The organism is Streptomyces sp. L500 (genome assembly GCF_054551825.1).
In genome coordinates this window covers 71,767-90,506 of record NZ_JBTOLC010000022.1, presented here as the reverse complement: position 1 = coordinate 90,506, position 18,740 = coordinate 71,767, and the positions used below count along the sequence as shown (strand labels likewise).

The 18,740-nt window shown below is 74.2% G+C and carries 12 protein-coding genes; 6 read left to right on the top strand and 6 right to left on the bottom strand.

Annotated features, from left to right (window positions below; translation table 11 throughout):
* Positions 1 to 33 precede the first annotated feature (33 nt).
* Positions 34 to 1,740, bottom strand: coding sequence for an amidohydrolase (locus tag ACX9I7_RS20765; protein WP_459388151.1), 1,707 nt, complete (start codon positions 1,738 to 1,740; stop codon positions 34 to 36).
* A 165-nt stretch (positions 1,741 to 1,905) separates the two neighbouring features.
* Positions 1,906 to 2,796, bottom strand: a complete 891-nt coding sequence (locus ACX9I7_RS20760; RefSeq protein WP_459388150.1) for an MBL fold metallo-hydrolase — start codon at positions 2,794 to 2,796, stop codon at positions 1,906 to 1,908.
* 110 nt (positions 2,797 to 2,906) lie between these two features.
* On the opposite strand from ACX9I7_RS20760, the gene ACX9I7_RS20755 reads away from it, so the two are divergent.
* On the top strand, positions 2,907 to 3,227 hold the full coding sequence (locus ACX9I7_RS20755; protein ID WP_459388149.1) for an amidase family protein: 321 nt from the start codon (positions 2,907 to 2,909) through the stop codon (positions 3,225 to 3,227).
* A 138-nt stretch (positions 3,228 to 3,365) separates the two neighbouring features.
* On the opposite strand, the gene ACX9I7_RS20750 is transcribed toward ACX9I7_RS20755, so the two are convergent.
* On the bottom strand, positions 3,366 to 3,731 hold the full coding sequence (locus ACX9I7_RS20750) for a hypothetical protein (RefSeq protein WP_387570765.1): 366 nt from the start codon (positions 3,729 to 3,731) through the stop codon (positions 3,366 to 3,368).
* 175 nt (positions 3,732 to 3,906) lie between these two features.
* A complete protein-coding gene (locus ACX9I7_RS20745) occupies positions 3,907 to 4,545 on the bottom strand; it encodes a DUF1707 SHOCT-like domain-containing protein (protein WP_459388148.1) in 639 nt (212 codons plus the stop codon).
* A 142-nt stretch (positions 4,546 to 4,687) separates the two neighbouring features.
* On the opposite strand from ACX9I7_RS20745, the gene ACX9I7_RS20740 reads away from it, so the two are divergent.
* The gene (locus ACX9I7_RS20740) at positions 4,688 to 12,172 is read left to right on the top strand and encodes a type I polyketide synthase (protein WP_459388147.1); all 7,485 of its coding nucleotides are present in this window, start codon (positions 4,688 to 4,690) and stop codon (positions 12,170 to 12,172) included.
* Here ACX9I7_RS20740 and ACX9I7_RS20735 read toward each other — a convergent pair.
* Entirely contained in the window at positions 12,081 to 13,409 is a 1,329-nt protein-coding gene (locus tag ACX9I7_RS20735; RefSeq protein WP_459388146.1) for a hypothetical protein, read from the bottom strand. The two genes, ACX9I7_RS20740 and ACX9I7_RS20735, sit on opposite strands and share 92 nt — an antisense overlap.
* A 170-nt stretch (positions 13,410 to 13,579) precedes the next feature.
* On the opposite strand from ACX9I7_RS20735, the gene ACX9I7_RS20730 reads away from it, so the two are divergent.
* The 3 genes from ACX9I7_RS20730 to ACX9I7_RS20720 are packed head-to-tail and all read left to right on the top strand — an operon-like array spanning position 13,580 to position 16,387.
* Complete coding sequence (locus tag ACX9I7_RS20730; protein ID WP_387570756.1) at positions 13,580 to 13,795, top strand: ferredoxin; 216 nt, start codon at positions 13,580 to 13,582, stop codon at positions 13,793 to 13,795.
* Positions 13,773 to 15,152: an NAD(P)/FAD-dependent oxidoreductase gene (locus ACX9I7_RS20725; protein ID WP_459388145.1), complete on the top strand. Its 1,380-nt coding sequence runs from the start codon at positions 13,773 to 13,775 to the stop codon at positions 15,150 to 15,152. Before ACX9I7_RS20730 ends, ACX9I7_RS20725 begins: the two co-directional genes overlap by 23 nt.
* A 17-nt stretch (positions 15,153 to 15,169) precedes the next feature.
* Positions 15,170 to 16,387, top strand: a complete 1,218-nt coding sequence (locus ACX9I7_RS20720; protein WP_459388144.1) for a cytochrome P450 — start codon at positions 15,170 to 15,172, stop codon at positions 16,385 to 16,387.
* A 48-nt stretch (positions 16,388 to 16,435) separates the two neighbouring features.
* On the opposite strand, the gene ACX9I7_RS20715 is transcribed toward ACX9I7_RS20720, so the two are convergent.
* Positions 16,436 to 16,864, bottom strand: coding sequence for a pyridoxamine 5'-phosphate oxidase family protein (locus ACX9I7_RS20715; protein WP_387570749.1), 429 nt, complete (start codon positions 16,862 to 16,864; stop codon positions 16,436 to 16,438).
* A gap of 179 nt (positions 16,865 to 17,043) precedes the next feature.
* Between ACX9I7_RS20715 and ctaD the strand changes: the two genes are divergently transcribed.
* Positions 17,044 to 18,729 carry an aa3-type cytochrome oxidase subunit I gene (ctaD, locus tag ACX9I7_RS20710; RefSeq protein WP_386729521.1) on the top strand — a complete coding sequence of 562 codons (1,686 nt, stop codon included), beginning with the start codon at positions 17,044 to 17,046 and terminating at the stop codon, positions 18,727 to 18,729.
* Positions 18,730 to 18,740: the final 11 nt, after the last annotated feature.

The following is an 18,740-nucleotide window of genomic DNA, read 5'->3' as shown; positions in this document are numbered from 1 at the left end:
GTCCGCACGTCAATCCGCCTGTCGGTCCGGCTCTCAGTCGGTGAGCTCGTCGTGGACGATCTCGCCGCCGACGGCGGTGAAGACCACGGGTATGGCGGGGATATCGTGCGGGTCGGCGGTCAGCAGGTCGTCCGAGAGCACGCACAGGTCGGCGACCTTGCCCACCTCCAGGGTGCCCTTCCAGTCCTCGGCGAAGTCCTGCCAGGCCGCGTCGGAGGTGTAGGTGCGCAGGGCCTCGGCGAGCCGGATGCGCTGGTCGGGCCCGCTGACGCGGCCGCTGGCCCGGGACTCGCGGAGCATCATCGTGGAGACGCCCTGCCGCCAGTCGGGAAGGGTGACGGGCGCGTCGGAGCCGCTGGTGACGATCACGCCGGCGTCGATCGCGTCCCGGTAGGGCCACTCGTAGCCGGCCCGCTGCGGGCCGACGAACTCCTCCTCCAGATCGGCGACGGTCCATTTGATGGTGGGGTTCATGTTGACGCCGAATCCGTGCCGCGCCAGCGCCCGCATGCTGCGGGCGGTGAGGAAGTCACCGTGGATGACGTAGTGGCGGGCGTCGGGGCGGGGCCGCTCGGCGGCGGCCGCGGCGAAGGCGTCGACGACGGTGTCGATGGCCCGGTCGCCGGTGACGTGGACGCCGGCCTGGTACCCGGCGGCGTGGGTGTACCGGATCATCTCCGTGATCTGCGCGACGCGTTCGTCGTCGGTCTCCCCGCCGACGCACAGCGAGCCGCAGCCGCCACCGATGTACGGATCGTGCATCCAGGCCGTCTTGTTGACCGGGATGCCGTCGGCGAACAGCTTGACGCCGAGGACGGCGAGGCGGCGGGGGTCGGCCGACGGCAGCTCGTCCATGGCGGACAGGTTCCGGATGAAGTCCTCGGCCGTGCTGGTCATCCCGGTCGGCAGCAGCAGGACGCCGACGCGGGCCGTCAGTTCGCCGTCGGCGAGCAGCCGCCGGTAGACGTCGAGGGTGCTGTGGGCGAGGGCGCCGCGCATCAGGGCGTCGCCGCCCGGGCCGAGGCCGGGCTCGGTGTAGCTGGTGATGCCGAGCCGGGCCAGGGTGCGCAAGGTGGCCCGGATCGCGTCGGCGCGCACTTCCGGGGAGAGAACGGGCAGCGCCCCGTGGACGAGGTCCTGGGCGCCCTCCTGGAGGAGGCCGGTGGGCTCGCCCGCCGCGTCGGTGACGACGACCCCGCCGGGCGGGACGGGGGTGTCGCGGTCCACTCCGGCGCGCGCGAGGGCCGCGGAGTTGACCCAGGTGGCGTGCCCGGTGGCGGAGTACAGCAGCACGGGGTGGTGGGGGCTGACGGCATCCAGGTCGTGCCGCGTGGGCAGCCGGGAGGAGTCGGCGACGCACTCGGCGAGGTAGCCCGCGTCCCACCCGTGCCCGGTGATCCACTCCCCGGCGGGGGTCGTCTCGGCGGTCTTCCGCACGGCCTCGGCCACATCGGTCAGCGACCGCACGGCGGGGTGGGAGACGTCGACGGACAGCGGGGGCATGGTCAGCCCGAGGGCGCAGCCGTGGAGGTGGGCGTCGTTGATGCCGGGCAGGAGCGTTCCGCCGCCGAGGTCGACGATCCGGGTGGCGGGGCCGGCGTGCGCCATGACCTCGTCCCGGTCGCCGACGGCGCTGATATGGCCGCCGGTGACGGCCAGGGCGGAGGCGATGGTGAAGCGGGAGTCGACGGTGAGGACCGAGCCGTTGACGAAGACGAGATCTGCCGGGGCGGCGGGCACAGTGATGTCCTATCTGACGGGATCGCTGACGGGGCTCCCGCTCGATCGGCCGGGAGCTGCCAGCACTGTGCGTCCGGTCCGTGTGCGCGCACATCGGTCATCCAACCGATGTCCGGCCCCCCGGACGTCCGGCCGTCCGGACCTCGGGCCGTCCGGACCTCGGGCTCAGGGCGCGGGGACGAGCCGGTAGCCGTCGCCGTCGGCGGTGACGTGCCCGGCGGTCGGGGGCGGGAAGTGGGTGCCCAGCAGGAGGGTGTCCGTGCCGGCGAGCGCGGCGAGGAGGTCGCGGCGCGTGCGGACGGCCTGTTCAGCGTCGGCGTCGACACAGCTGGTGATCGCGGGGTGGGCCAGCTGCACGGGGTGGTGGACGCAGTCACCGGTGATCACCGCTGTCCGTCCGGCACTGTGGAGTTCCACGGCGACCTGACCCGGTGTGTGCCCGGGGGTGGGGAGCAGCCGGAGACCGGGGGCGATGTCGGTGGGGCCGTCGTGGACGTCGGCGAGGTCGACGAGCCCGGCGTCCCGGATGGGGTCGACGGAGTCGCGGAACATCTGGCGGCGGTGCTCGTCCATGCTGTCGGCCTGGGCCGCCCAGTGGTCCCATTCGGTGCGGGAGGTGACGTAGCGGGCGTTGGGGAAGGTGGGGATCCACGTTCCGTCGTCGGCGGCCCGGGTGTTCCAGCCGACGTGGTCGGTGTGGAGGTGGGTGAGCACGATGAGGTCGACGGTCTCGGGCGGGAAGCCGGCGGCGGTGAGCCGGTCGAGGTAGTCGGTGTCCAGCCGGTCCCAGGCGGGGTTGGCGCGGTTCTTGCCGTTGCCGATGCCGGTGTCGACGACGACCTTCAGGCCGCCCGTCTCGAAGGCGAAGCTGTGGCTGGCGAGGCGGATGACGCCTTCGGGGGTGGCGAAGCCGGGCCGGAGCCAGGGCTGTCCGGTCACGACCTCGGGGGTGGCGGCGGGCAGCAGCCAGGCGCCGGTCTCCGCCGGGAGGGCGATCTCGTCGACGCGGTGCACGACAACGTCGCCCACCGTCCAGGTCTGCTCGGTCCGGTCCATCGGAAAGCCCCTCCGTCGATCCAAAAGCTCATTCTTTGCGTTAGCTGATCGTAGCTGGCACGCTCCACTAACGCAAAGAATCTGCTTTTGAGTGAGAGGTCGGACGCACCATGATCACCTCAGAGCCCGACGGCCGGGAAGGTCCCGCCACCGGCGAACCGGCAGTCGCGGCCCGCGCCGACCAGTCGGCCGTGGCATGGCCGGACGGCACCATCGAGTCCGTGTCCGACGCCTACGTGCGGCTGTCCGCCCCGGCGAACATCACCGGCGCGCCCGCGCTGTCGCTGCCGGTCGGCCTCGACGGCGCCGAGCCGCCCATCGGGACGCAGCTCATCGGGCGGCCGTTCGGCGAGGCGACGCTCCTAGGCGTCGGCCGGGCCGTCGAGGATGCCTGCGCGAGCCTCGCGCGGCCCGCCCCGCTCACGGCCTGACCCCCGGTGTACCGCGTCCTCTTCCGCCCGGGCCCCCTCGACGCGGCCTACGCCCGGGAGCTGGTCGCCACCGTCTTCTACCGGCTGATGCCGTTGCCGTAACGGGGAGTGGTGCGGGGGGGGCGCCGGTCAGAGCAGTCAGGACCCACCGGAACCCGGCGCCCCGTGCGCGGCCCCCTCCGTGACCGTGACGGTCATGCGCTCGGAGACGCTCCACCGGCCGTCGGCGCGGCCGACGACGTAGCTCACCCGGACCGTGCCCGGCGCGGGCCACGGGAGGTGGAAGAGGGTGCTCGCCCCCACCGCGGAGGCGGCGACGAGCCGGGTGTCGACCAGCGAGGTGCGCAGGACCCCCGTGTCCCAGCGCAGGCACACCTCGTCCCCGGCCGACATGCCCGCGTACGGGCCGACGCGTACGACGAGCGGCGCCGCGCCGTCGAGTGCCGTGATCGCGCCGTTCCTCGCGCCGTCCACCTCGGGCGGCGCGAGCGGCTTCTCGTCCATCCTTCAGGACCTCCTACGGACGCCGCCGTCCGTCCGCCGGGCGGCGGCGGACCCGGCCCCGGAGCCATCGTCCCCTGCCCGGCCGATCCGTACACGTCCTGTTTGCCCCGAGTCCATGCCCCCGTAAGCGGAGCCGTCGCGGCCGCACCGCCGCCGCGGCCACCGGGAAGCGCGGCTACCGGGAGGTGAGTGCCTTCGACTCGCGTTCCAGCCGGCGCCGCTCCCTCCCCTTCGGGTGGCGGATGACGACGCCGGCCATGCCACCGGTGCCGGTGACGCGGAGGAGCGGGGCGTCCGGGGCGTGGTCGGGGGTGGTCCTGTCCGTGACTCCGCCGAGGCCGGGCTCGATGCCGCTGGTCTCGGCGGCCCAGTCGTCGGGTATGACGACCGTGACGCCCGCCATCTGGCCATGGATCTCCAGGTCGACGGCACGCGACGGGCACTCGGCCCGGGTGAGGTCGAGGACGACGCCGCCCAGACCGCCGTGGGCGGTCACCCGCGACGGGACCGTCCACGGCCCCTTGCGGACGACACCGTGCAGACCGCCCTTGAGGACCACCGGGCGGTCCTCCGCCGGCTCCCGCACCGCGCCCGCCGCACCTCCACGGCCCGCGCCCTGGAGGTCGGCCGTCAGTACGGCCAGCTCGCCGTGGGTCTTCGCGTCGAGCGCCCGCTCGAGCCGCTCGTCCAGCTCGTGGAAGTCGATGCGGGGCTCGACCGCGGCCTGTTGAAGGCGCCGCACGACCGTCTCGCGGTCGGCGTGGGACGCGCGCTGTTCGCCCCAGGGGGCGGCTTCCGGGAACCCTGTCGTCATGGCTATGAGCCTAGGGACGGTGCCTGCCCGGCCGACCCCGGGAAGCCCCTGGGGTGACCCTGATCCCAACCCCTACGGGACGCGTTTGCCGTCGCTTCCGCCGTAGAGTGAGGGCGCCGGGGCCGCGGTCCGAGGGGGAGCCATGGCAAGGATCCACAGCGAGTTACTGCGCGCGCTGCCCGTCGCGCTGAAGCAGCACGCCGCGCGCCGTGGCGGGAACACCGCCTACGAGGACGCGCGGCGGAGCGTGACCTACCGGGAGCTGGAGCGGCGCACCGCCGGGCTGGCGGGCCGTCTCCGGCGGCTGGGCGTGCGGCGCGGCGACCGCGTGGCGCTCTGCCTGGGCAACCGCGTGGAGCTGGTGGAGAGTTGCCTCGCCGTCGTACGCGCGGGGGCGGTGGGCGTGCTGCTCGACCCCGCCGCGCCGGAGGCCGAACTGGCCGACCGGCTACGGGACTGCGGGCCCGTGCTGGCCGTCGCGGAGGCCGCGTCGCCACTGGTCGCCGGGCCGGTCGGCCGGGCGCTCCGTACGGTGGTCGTGGGCGACGCGTCGGCCGAGCTCGCCTTCGAGGACCTCGCGACGGGCGACCCCGGGATCCCGCCCCGCGACGACCTCGGCCTCGACGAGCCCGCCTGGATCCACTACACCTCGGGCACGACCGATCGGGCCAGGGGCGTGGTGTCCAGCCAGCGTGCCGCGTTGTGGTCGGTGGTGGCGGGATACGTTCCGCTGTGGGGGCTGGGCCCGCGCGACCGGCTGCTGTGGCCGTTGCCCATGACCCATGCCTACGCGCACTCGCTGTGCCTGATGGGTGTGGTCTCGGTGGGGGCGAGCGCGTACCTCCTCGACCGCGGCGCGAGCCCGGCACACGCCCCGGCCGGACGGCCGTTCACCCTCCTCGCCGGTGTTCCCGCCACGTACCGGCTGTTGTTGGACGAGACGCGCGGGACGTCCCGGTCGCCGCTGCCCGGCCTGCGCCTGTGCGTGACCGGGGGCGCGCCCTGCCCCGAGGGGCTGCGCGCGGAGGTCGAGGAGCGCCTGGGCGCCCCGCTGCTCGACGGCTACGGCAGTACCGAGACGTGCGGAAAGATCGCGATCACCCCGCTCGCGATCACCCCGCTCGCGGCCTCCGCACGACCGGTGCCGCTCGACGCGCCGGCGGCGCCGGTGCCCCTGCCCGGCGTCGAGGTGCGGCTGACCGATCCGGCGACCGGCGAGGGCGTCGCCGACGGGGGCGAAGGGGAGATCCGCGTCCGGGGGCCGCTTCTGATGTCCGGTTACCACGGCCGCCCGGACGAGACCGCGCGAGCCCTCGCCGACGGCTGGTACCGCACCGGGGACCTCGGCCGCCGCACCCGGGACGGCGGTCTGCTCGTCACTGGCCGGGGGAAGGAACTCATCATCAGCGGCGGCGAGAACATCAACCCCTCCGAGGTCGAGGGCGTGCTGCTGCGCTGTCCCGGCGTCGCCGACGCGGCGGTCGTCGGCGGACCCCACGACGTACTGGGCCAGGTGCCCGTGGCGTTCGTGGTCCCCGGCCCGGCGGGGGTGGACCACGAGGCCGTCCGTCGGGCGTGCCGCGAACAGTTGTCGTCCTTCAAGGTTCCCGCCGAGATCCACGAGAGCACCGCGCTGCTCCGCACCGCCTCCGGCAAGGTCGAACGTCGCCTGCTGGCCCGGCGCTTGGCCGAGCGGGCGCCGGAGGCACGCGCGGCCGCCACCGCGTCGCTCCTGGCCCGTCTGCGGCCGCTGCCCGCGCGCCACGAGGCGCTCCTGCGACTGGTCCTGGACGCCCTGGCCGGGGCCGGCGGCACACCCGGTGACGTCGCACCGGATCTGCCCTTCACCGCCCTCGCGCTCGACTCCCTCGGGGGCGTACGGCTGCGCGACCGGCTCAGCGCGGCGACCGGTCTGACGCTGCCCGCGACGCTGGTCTTCGAGCATCCGACGCCCGCCGCCGTCGCCCGGAGCCTGTATGCCGCCCTCCTCGGCGAGCCCGGCCCGGAACCGGGCCCAGGTCCCGGCCCCACCCCCAGCCCCGAAGCCGGATCGGCGATCGGCGACGACACCGGTGGCACGGAGCCGGTGGCCATCGTCGCGATGGCCTGCCGCTACCCGGGTGCCGCGCGCGACGTCACGTCCCCGGAGGAGCTGTGGCGGCTGGTGGCGGACGGGACCGACGCGACGTCCGGCTTCCCGTCCGACCGCGGCTGGGACCTGGCCGGGATCTTCGACCGCGACCCGGACCGGCTCGGCACGTCCGTCACCCGCCGAGGGGGATTCCTGCGCGGGGCGGCGGACTTCGACGCGACGCTCTTCGGCATGTCGCCCCGGGAGGCGCTGGCCACCGATCCGCAGCAGCGGCTGTTGCTGGAGGTCTCGTGGGAGCTGCTGGAGCGGGCGGGCATCGGCCCGGCCGCCGTGCGCGGCAGTGACACCGGCGTGTTCGTCGGCGTGATGCACGACGACTACGCGGGCCGTCTCCTGCACCGGGGGCCGCACGAGCTGGAGGCGCATCTCGCGCTGGGTTCGGCCGGCAGCGTGGCGTCCGGGCGCATCGCCTATCAGCTGGGGCTGCGCGGGCCCGCCGTGACCGTGGACACCGCCTGTTCGTCGTCGTTGGTGGCGCTCCACTGGGCGGCCCGGGCGCTGCGGTCGGGCGAGTGCTCGCTGGCCGTCGCCGGAGGGGCGACCGTGATGGCCACGCCCGTGCCGTTCGTGGCCTTCAGCAGGCTGCGCGGCCTGGCGCCGGACGGCCGGTGCAAGCCCTTCTCGGCGGCCGCCGACGGCACCGGCTGGTCCGAGGGGGTGGGCCTGGTCCTGCTGGAGCGGCTGTCCGACGCCCGGCGCAACGGCCACCCTGTGCTGGCGGTCCTCCGTGGTTCGGCCGTCGCGTCCGACGGCGCCTCCAACGGGCTCACCGCCCCCAGCGGCGCCGCCCAGCAGCAGGTCGTCCTCCGGGCGCTGGCCGACGCGGGTCTGTCGCCGGCCGACATCGACACCGTCGAGACGCACGGGACGGGCACCGCCCTGGGCGACCCCGTGGAGGCCCGGGCACTGCTGGCCGTCCACGGGCGCGGCCGCCCCCGGGAGCGGCCGCTGTGGCTGGGCGCGCTCAAGTCCGTCATCGGGCACACGCAGGCCGCGGCGGGCGTCGGCGGGGTCATCAAGACCGTCATGGCCATGCGCCACGGGACGCTGCCGCGCATCCTGCACCTCGCACAGCGCTCCCCTCATGTGGACTGGTCCTCGGGGCGGGTGCTGCCGCTGTCGGAGGACCGGCCCTGGCCGCCGGTGCCGGGCCGTCCCCGGCGTGCCGGGGTGTCCGCGTTCGGGATCGGCGGAACCAACGCCCACGTCGTCCTGGAGGAGGCCGCCCCGGCGACGACTGCGGGGGCCGGTCTGCGGGCAGGTCCCCCGCCCGCGGCCCGGAAGCCCGTGCCCGCGCCCGTCCCCGCACACCTCCCCGCGCTGCTGCTGTCGGGCGCGGACGCCGACGCGGTCCGTGCGCAGAGCCGGCGGATCGCCGGCCTGCTGCGGCGGGAGCCCGGGCTGTCCCCGCTGGACGTCGGCTACTCCCTGGCCACCACCCGCGCCGCGCTCCCCCACCGCGCCGCCGTGCCGGCCGGCGACCGCGGAGCGCTGCTGGACGCGCTGGACGGCCTGTCGGCCGGTGTCGTGCGCACGGGCGCCGTCCGGGCGACCGCCGCGCCCTCCGCCCGGCTCGCCGTGCTCTTCCCCGGCCAGGGGACGCAACACCCGGGCATGGGCCGCGCCTTGCACGCCGCGTTCCCCGCCTTCGCCACCGTCTTCGACTCCCTCTGCGAGCGTTTCGACGCGGCGCTCGACGTGGACGACCGGCGGCCGCCGCCGCTCCGGGACGTGCTGTGGATGGAGGAGGGCAGCCCGGAGGCGCGAGCGGTCCTCGACCGGACGGACATCGCCCAGGCGGGCCTGTTCGCCTTCGAAACGGCCCTGTTCCGGCTGCTGGAGTCCTGGGGCCTACGCGCCCACGTCCTTGCCGGGCACTCCTTGGGGGAGCTGGTCGCGGCCCATGTGGCGGGCATCCTCACGGAGTCCGACGCCGTGGCCCTCGTGGCCGCGCGCGGACGGCTCATGCAACGGCTCCCCGCGGGCGGGGCCATGGTGGCCCTGGACGCCTCCGAGGACGAAGTCCTCGCCGAACTGGCCGAGATGGCCGGGAAGACCGGGATAGCCGGTATGGCCGAGGCAGCCGAGGCGGCGGGCAGTGGCCGGGTGGCCGTCGCCGCGGTCAACGCCCCGCGCTCGGTCGTCGTCTCCGGTACGGAGACGACGGTGCTCGGCGTCGCCGACCGGTTCACCGCCCGTGGACGGCGTGCCACGCGGCTGCGGGTCGCCCACGCCTTCCACTCCCCGCTGATGGAACCGGCGCTCGCCGACTTCGGACGGCTCGCCTCGGGTCTCACCTACCACGAGCCCCGCCTCCCGGTGCTCTCGTCCCTGACCGGGCGCCCGGCCGCCGGGGACGACCTGCGCTCGGCCGCCTACTGGGTGCGTCACGCCCGCGAGACCGTGCGCTTCGCCGACACGGTGCGCCGGATGACGCACGAGGAACGCGTCACCGTCCTCGCGGAGCTCGGCCCCGGCGCGCCCCTCACCGCGGCGGCGACGGCCGCGTGGGCGGAGGAGGGCGACCGCACGCCCACGAGGGAGCCGGTGTTCACCGCCACCGCGCGCCCCGGGGTCCCGGAGCCGGCCGCCCTGCTGTCCACCGTGGCACAGCTGCACGTGGAGGGCGTCACCGTCGACTGGCACCGGGTGTACGAAGGCACCGGCGCCCGGCGCGTCGACCTGCCCACCTACCCGTTCCGGCGACAGCGCTACTGGTTGCCCGGCAGCACCGCCCCGCCCGCGCCCCAAGAGCCCGATGCCGGGCATCCGTTGGATCCGTCGCATCCGTTGCTCACCCGGACCGTCACGCTGGCCGGAACGCAACGCCTGTTGTGCACCGGCCTGCTCTCCGGCGCGTCCCAGCCGTGGCTGCGCGACCACGCCGTCGCCGGGCGCGTGCTCGTACCCGCGACGGTCTTCGCCGAAATGGCCCTGCACGCCGGTGACGCCTGCGGGCTCGACGTACTGGAGGACTTCGTCCTGCTGGCCCCGCTGGACCTGCCCGACGCGGACGGCCGGATCCAGCTCCAGGTCGCGCTCGGCGAACCCGACGCCGACGGCCGTCGTACGGTGGACGTCCACTCCCGCCCCGACGCGTCGGGCGCGCTCGGCACCTGGACCCACCACGCGACGGGACGGCTCGGGCCCGTCACGGCGGCAGCACGGCCCGACGGTCCGGAAGAAGGCCACGGCGAGGCGTGGCCGCCCATGGGGGCCGCGCCCGTGGACCTCACCGGCGCCTACGAGCGGCTGGCCGCCGGGGGACACGCCTACGGCACGGCCTTCCGGTGTGTCACGGCCCTGTGGCGAAAGCCCGTGGACGGCACCGGGGCGGAGGAGCTGTTCGCCGAGGTGCGGCTGCCCCGGGCGCTGCACGCCGAAGCGGGCCGCTACGGCATCCATCCCGCCCTCCTGGACGCGGCCCTGCACGCCCCCTTGCTCGTCACCGCCCCGAAGGCCGGGCCCACTCGCGTCCCCTTCGCCTGGCGCGGCGCGGCCGTCCACGCCGTCGGAGCCACGGCCCTGCGCGTCCGTATCCGCACCACGGACGCGGACACGGACACGGGCGCGGACACCAGCGGGGCCACGGGCGCGGACACCGGCGGGGCCACGCTGACGGCCTGCCTCACCGACCCGTCGGGCGCGCCGGTGGCCCGGGTGGAGTCCTTGACCACGCGCCCGCTGCCGTCGCCCCTCCCGGATGAGGACGGACGGCTCTACCGCCCCCGCTGGGCCGTCGTTCCGGTAGGCGACGGCGGGCCGGCTCCGGTCGTGGCGGCACCCGACGACCTCGGGCTGGGCGCCCTCTTCCCCGACGCCGGTGCCACCGGGGCCCGGGCCGACGCGGGCCCCGTGACGGCGGTCGTCTCGCTGGCCGTCACCCGAGGTGATCCGGTCGCGGCCACGCATGCCCTGACCGCCCGGGCCCTGCGTGTGCTGCGCGAGCACCTGTCCCGTCCGGCGGTGCCGGGTGAGCGACTGGTCGTGGTCACGCGCGGAGCCTTTCGCCCGGGCCCGGATCCCTCGGACCTGCCGGCGGCCGCGGTGTGGGGTCTGGCGCGTTCCGCGCAGTCGGAGTATCCGGGCCGGCTGGCGGTCGTCGACATGGACGAGCACCCCGCGTCCGCCGCCCTGCTGCCCGCCGCCATCGCCACCGGCGAACCGCAACTGGCCCTCCACGAAGGCGTCCTCCGCGCCCCCCGCCTGGCCGCCCTCGCCACGCCTTCCCCCACCGGGGCGAGGCCGCCCCACGACAGCCCCCTGGGCGACGGCACCGTGCTGATCACCGGCGGCACCGGGGGGCTCGGCGCGCTCCTCGCCCGGCACCTGGCCGACCGTCACCGGGTGCGGCATCTCGTCCTCCTCGGCCGCCGTGGTCCACGAGCGGCGGGCGTGGCCGCGCTACGGGCCGCGCTGGAGCGGAGCGGGGCGCGCGTGGACGTCCTCGCGTGCGACGTCACCGACCGTGCCCGGCTGACGGACGTCGTCGCCCGGTACTCCGCCACGCTCACGGCCGTCGTCCACGCGGCCGGTGTGCTGGACGACGGCATCCTGGAAGCCCTCACGCCCGAACGGCTGGAGGTCGTGCTCCGGCCGAAGGCGGACGCGGCCTGGACGCTCCACGAGGCCACCAGGGACCTGCCGTTGTCCCGCTTCGTCCTGTTCTCCTCCGCCGCCGGACTGCTGGGCAACCCGGGGCAGGCCAACTACTCCGCCGCCAACGCCTTTCTCGACGCCCTCGCCCACCACCGCGCCGCCCTCGGCCTACCGGCGCTGTCCCTCGCCTGGGGCCCGTGGGGCGGGAACGACGGGATGGCGGCCGCGCGAGCCGGCCGCATCGGCAGGGCGACGCCGGACGGGACGAACAAGGCGGATGACGCGAACAGGGCGGACGGGGTGCTGCGGCCGATGCCTCCCGCTCAGGCGTTGTACCTGTTCGACGCCGCCCTGGCCACGGACGGCGCTGTGCTCGCGCCGCTCCTGATCGCCCCACCGCGCGCCGGAGAGGCCCCCGGCCGGGTCCCGCCGCTCCTGCGGGAGCCGCGGCGCCCGGCCCGCCCGGCCGCGCACTCCCCAGCCGACGGCCACAACCACGGCCAAGGCCACGAACACGGCAACGAACACGGAGACGACCACAGCTCCGACGCGAACCCTGCCATGGCGTGGCGGCATCGGCTCCGCGCGTTGCCGGACGACACCGAGCGGGAGTCGGCGCTGCTGGAACTGGTCCGTGCGGAGATCGCCGAGGTGCTCGCCCATCCCGACGGGGCGGCCGTGGCACCCGACCGGCTCTTCCTGGAGCTGGGTTTCGACTCCCTCACCGGGGTCCTGCTGCGCAACCGTCTGAGCGCGTGCACGGGTCTGGCCCTGTCCGCGACCGTCATCTTCGATCGTCCGAGCGCGCGGGAGCTGACGGGTCATCTGTACGAGGAGCTGCGCCGGGACGGGGCCTTCCCGCCGCCGCCCTCTTGAGCAGTTCGTTCACCGATCCGGTGAAGCGGGGGCCCTCGACGAGGCGGCAGCCGATGGTCCAGGCGCCGGGGTCGTCCCCCAAGTGGTGATCGGCCGCCTCCGTGAGGGCCCGGGCCAGCCGCATCGCCCCCTGCTGGTCCTGAGCGGTGATCACGCACTGCCGCGGGTGCCGTCGCGCGATGCCGGGCAGCCCGGCGGCGTCGCGCAGCACGAGGTCGGCGGGGTGGGCCAGGTCGAGGATGTCGTCGACGCCGACGCCGTCCCAGGCCGTGTACGAGAGGGCTGCCGCGAGGGAGCGGTCCGGCCGCATCGGCAGGGTGCGCAGCAGGTGCAGTCCGGTGGGCCGGTCGGAGAGGAGCCGGGACCAGACGAACGAGTCGGTCCACCGGCCGGCGACCATGGCCCGCAGCTCCGCCGGGCACCGGGGGTGGGTCACGAGCTCGGCCGCCTGTCGGCGCAGGTCCGGGCTGTCGGCGTCCAGCGCCCGCCGGACGGCGTCCCAGTCGAGGTCGATCCACCGCTCGTCGGGCTCGGGGTCGGGCTCCACGGCGTACTGGTCGAAGAGGTGGTCGCGACGGCGCCGGTCGTCCGCGAGGGCGTCGCGCAGGGCCCGCGCGGTGCCTTCGCGCGTGGCGGTCCCGAAGGCGGGGCGGACCTCGTCCAGGAGTGCCCGGTCGCCTGCCGCCACCACGTGGGCGAGCAGGTCGTAGCGGCCGGCGCGCGCCAGCAGCAGGCCGGCGGCCAGTTGTTCGCCGGCGTCCAGGTGGACGCGGTCGCGCTCGTAGCCGGGGGCGGGCCAGTCGGGCAGCAGGGCGCGCAGGCGCAGCAGTGGATGTCCGGTCAGCAGGAAGTCGCGGGGAAAGGGGGCGTCGGCGAAGGGCCAGGCGGCTTCGCCGTCCCGCCAGGCCGTCAGGAACGGGGGCAGGTCGGGGCGGGCGAAGAGCGCGGACGAGCCGGGGCTGACGAGCGTGGTCGGGCGGGCCCACGCCTGCCGGGGGTCCCACAGCAGGCCCTCGAACGACTCCCGTCCCCGTTCCGCCCGCTCGCAGTCCTCGGCCGCCCTCTCCGCGTCGCGGCGTATGGCGCGGCTCTTCGCCCACAGTCCCTCGGGCAGCCGGTCGCCGGGCAGTCGGCCGGCGGGCGTGGTGAGCAGTCGCAGCCGTGCGGCGACCTCCTTCAGGAGCTCGTACGAGCCCGCGTAGTAGAGCAGTGACGGAATCCGGGCGGTGGCAGGCATGTGCCCACGCTAGCCGGGGGGTTCGGCCCCGTCGTACCCGCCTCGTACCCCCGTCGTACCCCGTCGTTCCCCCGTCGTCCCCCGGACGGAGCAGCGTCCTCTGGCGCCGGGCCCCGGGCGGGCATAGGAAGGGGTAGGCGGTCGACAGCGTGCCGGGAGGAGCTGACCGGATGCAGATCGTGGTCGATCTCAATCGGTGCCAGGGGTACGCCCAGTGCGTGTTCCTCGCCCCGCGGGTGTTCGAGCTGCACGGCGAGGAGGCCCTGTTGTACGTGCCGACGGTGCCGGAGGGTCAGGGCGAGCATGTACGACGGGCCGCGGCGGCCTGCCCGGTGCAGGCCATCGTGGTCGGGGAGCAGGCGGGTGGCGACGCCGGTGTCCGGTGAGACGCGGAACGGGCGGATCGTCATCGTCGGGGCTTCGCTGGCCGGGTTGCGCGCGGCGGAAGCGCTGCGCGACGGGGGTTTCGAGGGCGAGCTGACGCTGGTCGGGGACGAGCCGCGACCGCCCTACGACCGGCCGCCGCTGTCCAAGCAGGTGCTCCTCGGCAAGGCGGGTGCCGAGGAGTGCGGGCTGCCGGGGCGCCGTGAGGTGGACGCGCGGTGGAAGCTCGGCGTGGCCGCCACCGGGCTCGACGCCACGAGCAAGGACGTGCTGCTCGCCGACGGGGAGCGGCTGCCCTTCGACCGGCTGCTGATCACCACCGGTACCCGCGCCCGGCCCTGGCCCAACCCCGACGAGGCCGCGCTGGAGGGTGTGTTCACGGTCCGTACCGTCGACGACTCCGCGCGCCTCGCCGCGGCCCTGGACGCCGGGCCCCGCCGGGTGCTGGTCATCGGCGCCGGGTTCAGCGGCTCGGAGGTCGCCTCCGCCTGCCGGGAGCGGGGTCTTGAGGTGACCGTCGCCGAGCGTGGCCGGGCGCCCCTGATCGGCGCGCTGGGCGGCACGGTCGGCGACTGGGCCACGAAGCTCCAGCGCGCCCACGGCGTGGACCTGCGCTGCGGCGTCACGGTCACCGCCCTCACGGGCGCGGGCGGGCGGCTCACCGGCGCCGAGTTCTCCGACGGCGGCCGGATCGAGGCCGACGTCGCCGTGGTCTGCCTGGGCGCGGTCCGCAACACCGAGTGGCTGGCCGACACCGGCCTCGCGGCCGGCCCCCGCGGCGTGGCCTGCGACGCGGGCTGCCGCGTGTTCACCATGTACGGCATCGTCACGGACGACATCTTCGTCGCCGGTGACGTGGCCCGCTTCCCCCACCCGTTGTTCGAGTACCAGATGGTCGCCCTGGAGCACTGGGGCAACGCCGTGGCCCAGGCCGAGGTGGCCGCCCACAACATGATCAACCCCGGTCCGCTGCGCCGGCCCCATCTGGCCGTGCCGTCCTTCTGGTCGAGCCAGTTCGGCCTGAGCATCAAGTCGGTGGGCGTGCCGACGTTCTCCGACCAGGTGGTCATCGCCCAGGGCTCGACGGACGAACGCCGTCTGGTGGCGGTCTACGGCTATCGCGGGCGCGTCACCGCCGCCGTGACCGTCAACCGGGCCAAGTGGCTGGAGCACTACGAGCGGCTGATCGAGACCGGCGCCCCGTTCCCGCCCGGCCCCGGCGCCGCCGACCACCCCGCGGACCGCGAGCCCGTCCCCTCCGACGTGCCCGACCCCCGGATGCTCACCCACGGTCCGACCGTCGCCCTCACCGGGCACCTGCCGGACCGCCGCCTGACCCTGATCCGGCCCGCCGGCTGACACCAGGAGCCCGCCCCATGTCCTCCGAGACCCTCTTCCGCCGGATCACCGACTACGCCAACCGCCACGACCCCTACCCCCTGTACGCCGAGCTCCGCGAGCACGGCGTGGCACGGCAGGAGGACGGCAAGTACCTGGTGGGCACGTACCACGAGATCGCCGCGCTGCTCCACGACCCGCGGATCAGCTCCGACGTGCGCAACCGCACCGAGCCCGACCCGGCCCTGCTGCCGCCGCAGGGGCTGCCGCCCGCCTTCATCGGGCGCGACGACCCCGAGCACGACCGCCTGCGCCGCCTGGCCATGCGGCCCTTCGGCCCGCCCCACTCCCCCGGCCGGGTGGACGCCCTGCGCGGCGACATCGCCCGCGTCGCCGGGGAGCTGGCGGACGGGCTCCGGGACAAGGAGCGCCTCGACCTCGTCGACGACTTCGCCTTCCCGCTGCCCGTCACCGTCATCTGCGACCTGCTCGGCGTGCCGCCGGAGGACATCCCGCAGGTGCACTCCTGGGCCGACACGGTCGTCTCCGGGCTGGACTTCACGCCCGGGGAGGACCCGGAGCCGCGCCGGCGCGCCGCGCAGGAGGCGCGGACGGCGATGGGTCTGTACCTCGGCGGGCTCGCCGACCAGCGGCGTGGCCGTCCGACCGGCGACATGCTCTCCGCCCTGGTCAACGACAGCGGGCCCGACGGGCTGCTCACCCAGGAGGAGCTGATGGTCACCACCGTCCTGCTCCTCATCGCCGGCCACGAGACCACCGTCAACCTCATCACCAACGGCATGCTCACCCTCCTCCGCAACCCCGAGGCCCTCAAGCGGCTGCGTGCCGAGCCCGAGCTGATGCCCCGCGCCGTGGAGGAACTGCTGCGCTTCGAGCCGCCCGTGCAGTTCCTGCCGCAGCGCACCCCGCTGGCGGACATCGAGGTCGCGGGCGTCACCATCCCCAAGGGGGTCCCGCTGGTCCTCGTCCTCGCCTCCGGCAACCGTGACCCGCTGCGCTTCCGCGACGCCGACCGTTTCGTCCCCGACCGCGAGGACAATGTGCACTTCGGCTTCGGCAGCGGCGTCCACAACTGCTTCGGCGCGCCCCTGGCCCGCCTGGAGACGCAGATCGCCCTCACCACGCTCATCGACCGCCTCGGGAACCCCCGGCTGCTGGAGGACCCGCCGGAGTACCGCAGCAGCCCCGTCCTGCGCGGCCCGCGCCACCTGCCGCTCGCGCAGGAGCCGCGCTGACCCGGCCCGGCGTCGACGCGTGGAAGGAGGTCCTCGACCACCCCACGATCAGCGCTCCGGCCGCCCGTCTGTCGTCGTCCGTGAGGTGATGCGACAGCCCGTGACCAGATCGAGGCTGATGCTGACCGTATGGGTCATGTCGCCGCCGATCCACGGTTCGAGGGCGTCGTGGTAGCGCTGCTGAAGGTCCGGGTCCCGGACGAGGCGGGCCTCGCCCGTCACCACCACGCTCCACCCGGTGCGCCGCTCGGTGTCGAACTCGTCGGCCTCGTACGCCACCACCGCCCCGTCGCGTGCCGGACCGAGCAGCGCGGCGCCGGTGTGGGCACGGATGATGACGCGGTCGTCGAGGAGGACGTGGTTGACGGGACGGACGGCGGGCAGTGCCTGATGGCTGAAGACCAGCCGGCCGATCTTCGCGCCCTTCAGCAGTCTGAGCGCCTCGTACCGGGAGAGCGATTCGGTGATACGGGCCATGCCCTCAAGTAGACCCAGCCGCCGAGCGGGCTCCTAGGGCTGAACGGTCCCGGACCTGGGCCCCTCGGCCACGTACGTCGGGGCCCACGGCCCTGTCGGCCGCCCGCCCGGGCGGCCGATCATGATCCCGTCATTGACCGGAAATCATGTGGAGTTGGTGGTCCGTGGACGGTATCGGCATGGGAGCGGACGAAAGGACCGGGGAGCGGCGCGCGCCGGTGGCCGGCGCGGATCCCGCCCGGAGGCCCCTGGGTTCGGTGGTGGACTGGCTCACCACCACGGACCACAAGAGGATCGGGACGCTCTATCTGGTGTCGGCGTTCGCCTTCTTCGTCATCGGTGGCCTGATGGCCCTGCTGATGCGCGCCGAGCTGGCCCGGCCGGGGACGCAGCTCCTGACGAACGAGCAGTTCAACCAGGCCTTCACGATGCACGGGTCGGTCATGCTGCTGTTGTTCGCGATGCCGCTGTTCACGGGGTTCGCCAACTGGCTGATGCCGCTCCAGATAGGCGCGCCGGACGTGGCGTTCCCGCGGCTGAACATGCTCGCCTTCTGGCTCTTCCTCTTCGGCTCGCTGATCGCGGCGGCCGGGTTCCTCACGCCGCAGGGGGCGGCGGACTTCGGCTGGTTCGCCTACGCGCCGCTGTCGGACGCGACCCATTCCCCCGGTGTCGGCGCCGATATGTGGATCATGGGGGTGGCGCTGTCGGGATTCGGCAGCATTCTGGGTGCGGTCAATTTCATCACCACCATCATCGGAATGCGCGCGCCGGGCATGACGATGTTCCGCATGCCGATCTTCACCTGGAACGTGCTGCTGACCGCCGTGCTCATCCTGCTCGTGTTCCCCGTGCTGGCGGCGGCGCTGCTCGCCCTGGAGATGGACCGGAAGTTCGGCTCGCACGTCTTCGACTCCGCCAACGGCGGGGCGCTGCTCTGGCAGCACCTGTTCTGGTTCTTCGGCCACCCGGAGGTGTACGTACTGGCCCTGCCGTTCTTCGGCATCGTCTCCGAGGTCGTGCCGGTGTTCTCCCGGAAGCCGATGTTCGGTTACTGGGGGCTGATCGCGGCGACGATTTCCATCGCCGGTCTCTCCGTGACCGTGTGGGCGCACCACATGTATGTCACCGGTGGCGTGCTCCTGCCGTTCTTCTCGTTCATGACCTTCCTGATCGCGGTTCCGACGGGGGTGAAGTTCTTCAACTGGATCGGCACGATGTGGAAGGGCTCGCTGTCCTTCGAGACCCCGATGCTGTGGGTCACCGGTTTTCTCCTCACGTTCGTCTTCGGCGGGCTGACGGGCGTGATCCTCGCGGCACCGCCGCTCGACTTCCACGTCTCGGACACGTATTTCGTCGTGGCCCACTTCCACTACACGCTCTTCGGCACCGTCGTGTACGCCATGTTCGCGGGGTTCCACTTCTGGTGGCCCAAATTCACCGGCAAGATGCTCGACGAGCGGCTTGGGAAGATCACTTTCTGGACGCTCACCGTGGGCTTCCACACCACGTTCCTGGTGCAGCACTGGCTGGGCGCCGAGGGCATGCCGCGCCGCTACGCGGACTACCTCGCCTCCGACGGTTTCACGACGCTGAACACCGTCTCGTCCATCGGCTCGTTCCTGCTGGGCCTGTCGATCCTGCCGTTCTTCTACAACATCTGGAAGACCGCCAAGTACGGGAAGAAGGTCGAGGTCGACGACCCGTGGGGCTACGGCCGCTCGCTGGAGTGGGCGACCTCCTGCCCGCCGCCGCGGCACAACTTCACCTCGCTGCCGCGTATCCGCTCCGAGTCCCCGGCATTCGACCTCCACCACCCGGACGTCGCCTCGCACGTCGCCTCGGACGTCGTCTCGCACGTCTGACCGCCGTCGCG

What these genes read in the sequence shown, in the direction of transcription:
- ACX9I7_RS20760 (WP_459388150.1), bottom strand. Translation starts at nt 2,796, where the DNA reads ATGGACCGGACCGAGCAGACCTGGACGGTGGGCGACGTTGTCGTGCAC.
- ACX9I7_RS20755 (WP_459388149.1), top strand. Translation starts at nt 2,907, where the DNA reads ATGATCACCTCAGAGCCCGACGGCCGGGAAGGTCCCGCCACCGGCGAA.
- ACX9I7_RS20750 (WP_387570765.1), bottom strand. Translation starts at nt 3,731, where the DNA reads ATGGACGAGAAGCCGCTCGCGCCGCCCGAGGTGGACGGCGCGAGGAAC.
- ACX9I7_RS20745 (WP_459388148.1), bottom strand. Translation starts at nt 4,545, where the DNA reads ATGACGACAGGGTTCCCGGAAGCCGCCCCCTGGGGCGAACAGCGCGCG.
- ACX9I7_RS20740 (WP_459388147.1), top strand. Translation starts at nt 4,688, where the DNA reads ATGGCAAGGATCCACAGCGAGTTACTGCGCGCGCTGCCCGTCGCGCTG.
- ACX9I7_RS20735 (WP_459388146.1), bottom strand. Translation starts at nt 13,409, where the DNA reads ATGCCTGCCACCGCCCGGATTCCGTCACTGCTCTACTACGCGGGCTCG.
- ACX9I7_RS20730 (WP_387570756.1), top strand. Translation starts at nt 13,580, where the DNA reads ATGCAGATCGTGGTCGATCTCAATCGGTGCCAGGGGTACGCCCAGTGC.
- ACX9I7_RS20720 (WP_459388144.1), top strand. Translation starts at nt 15,170, where the DNA reads ATGTCCTCCGAGACCCTCTTCCGCCGGATCACCGACTACGCCAACCGC.
- ACX9I7_RS20715 (WP_387570749.1), bottom strand. Translation starts at nt 16,864, where the DNA reads ATGGCCCGTATCACCGAATCGCTCTCCCGGTACGAGGCGCTCAGACTG.
- ctaD (WP_386729521.1), top strand. Translation starts at nt 17,044, where the DNA reads ATGGGAGCGGACGAAAGGACCGGGGAGCGGCGCGCGCCGGTGGCCGGC.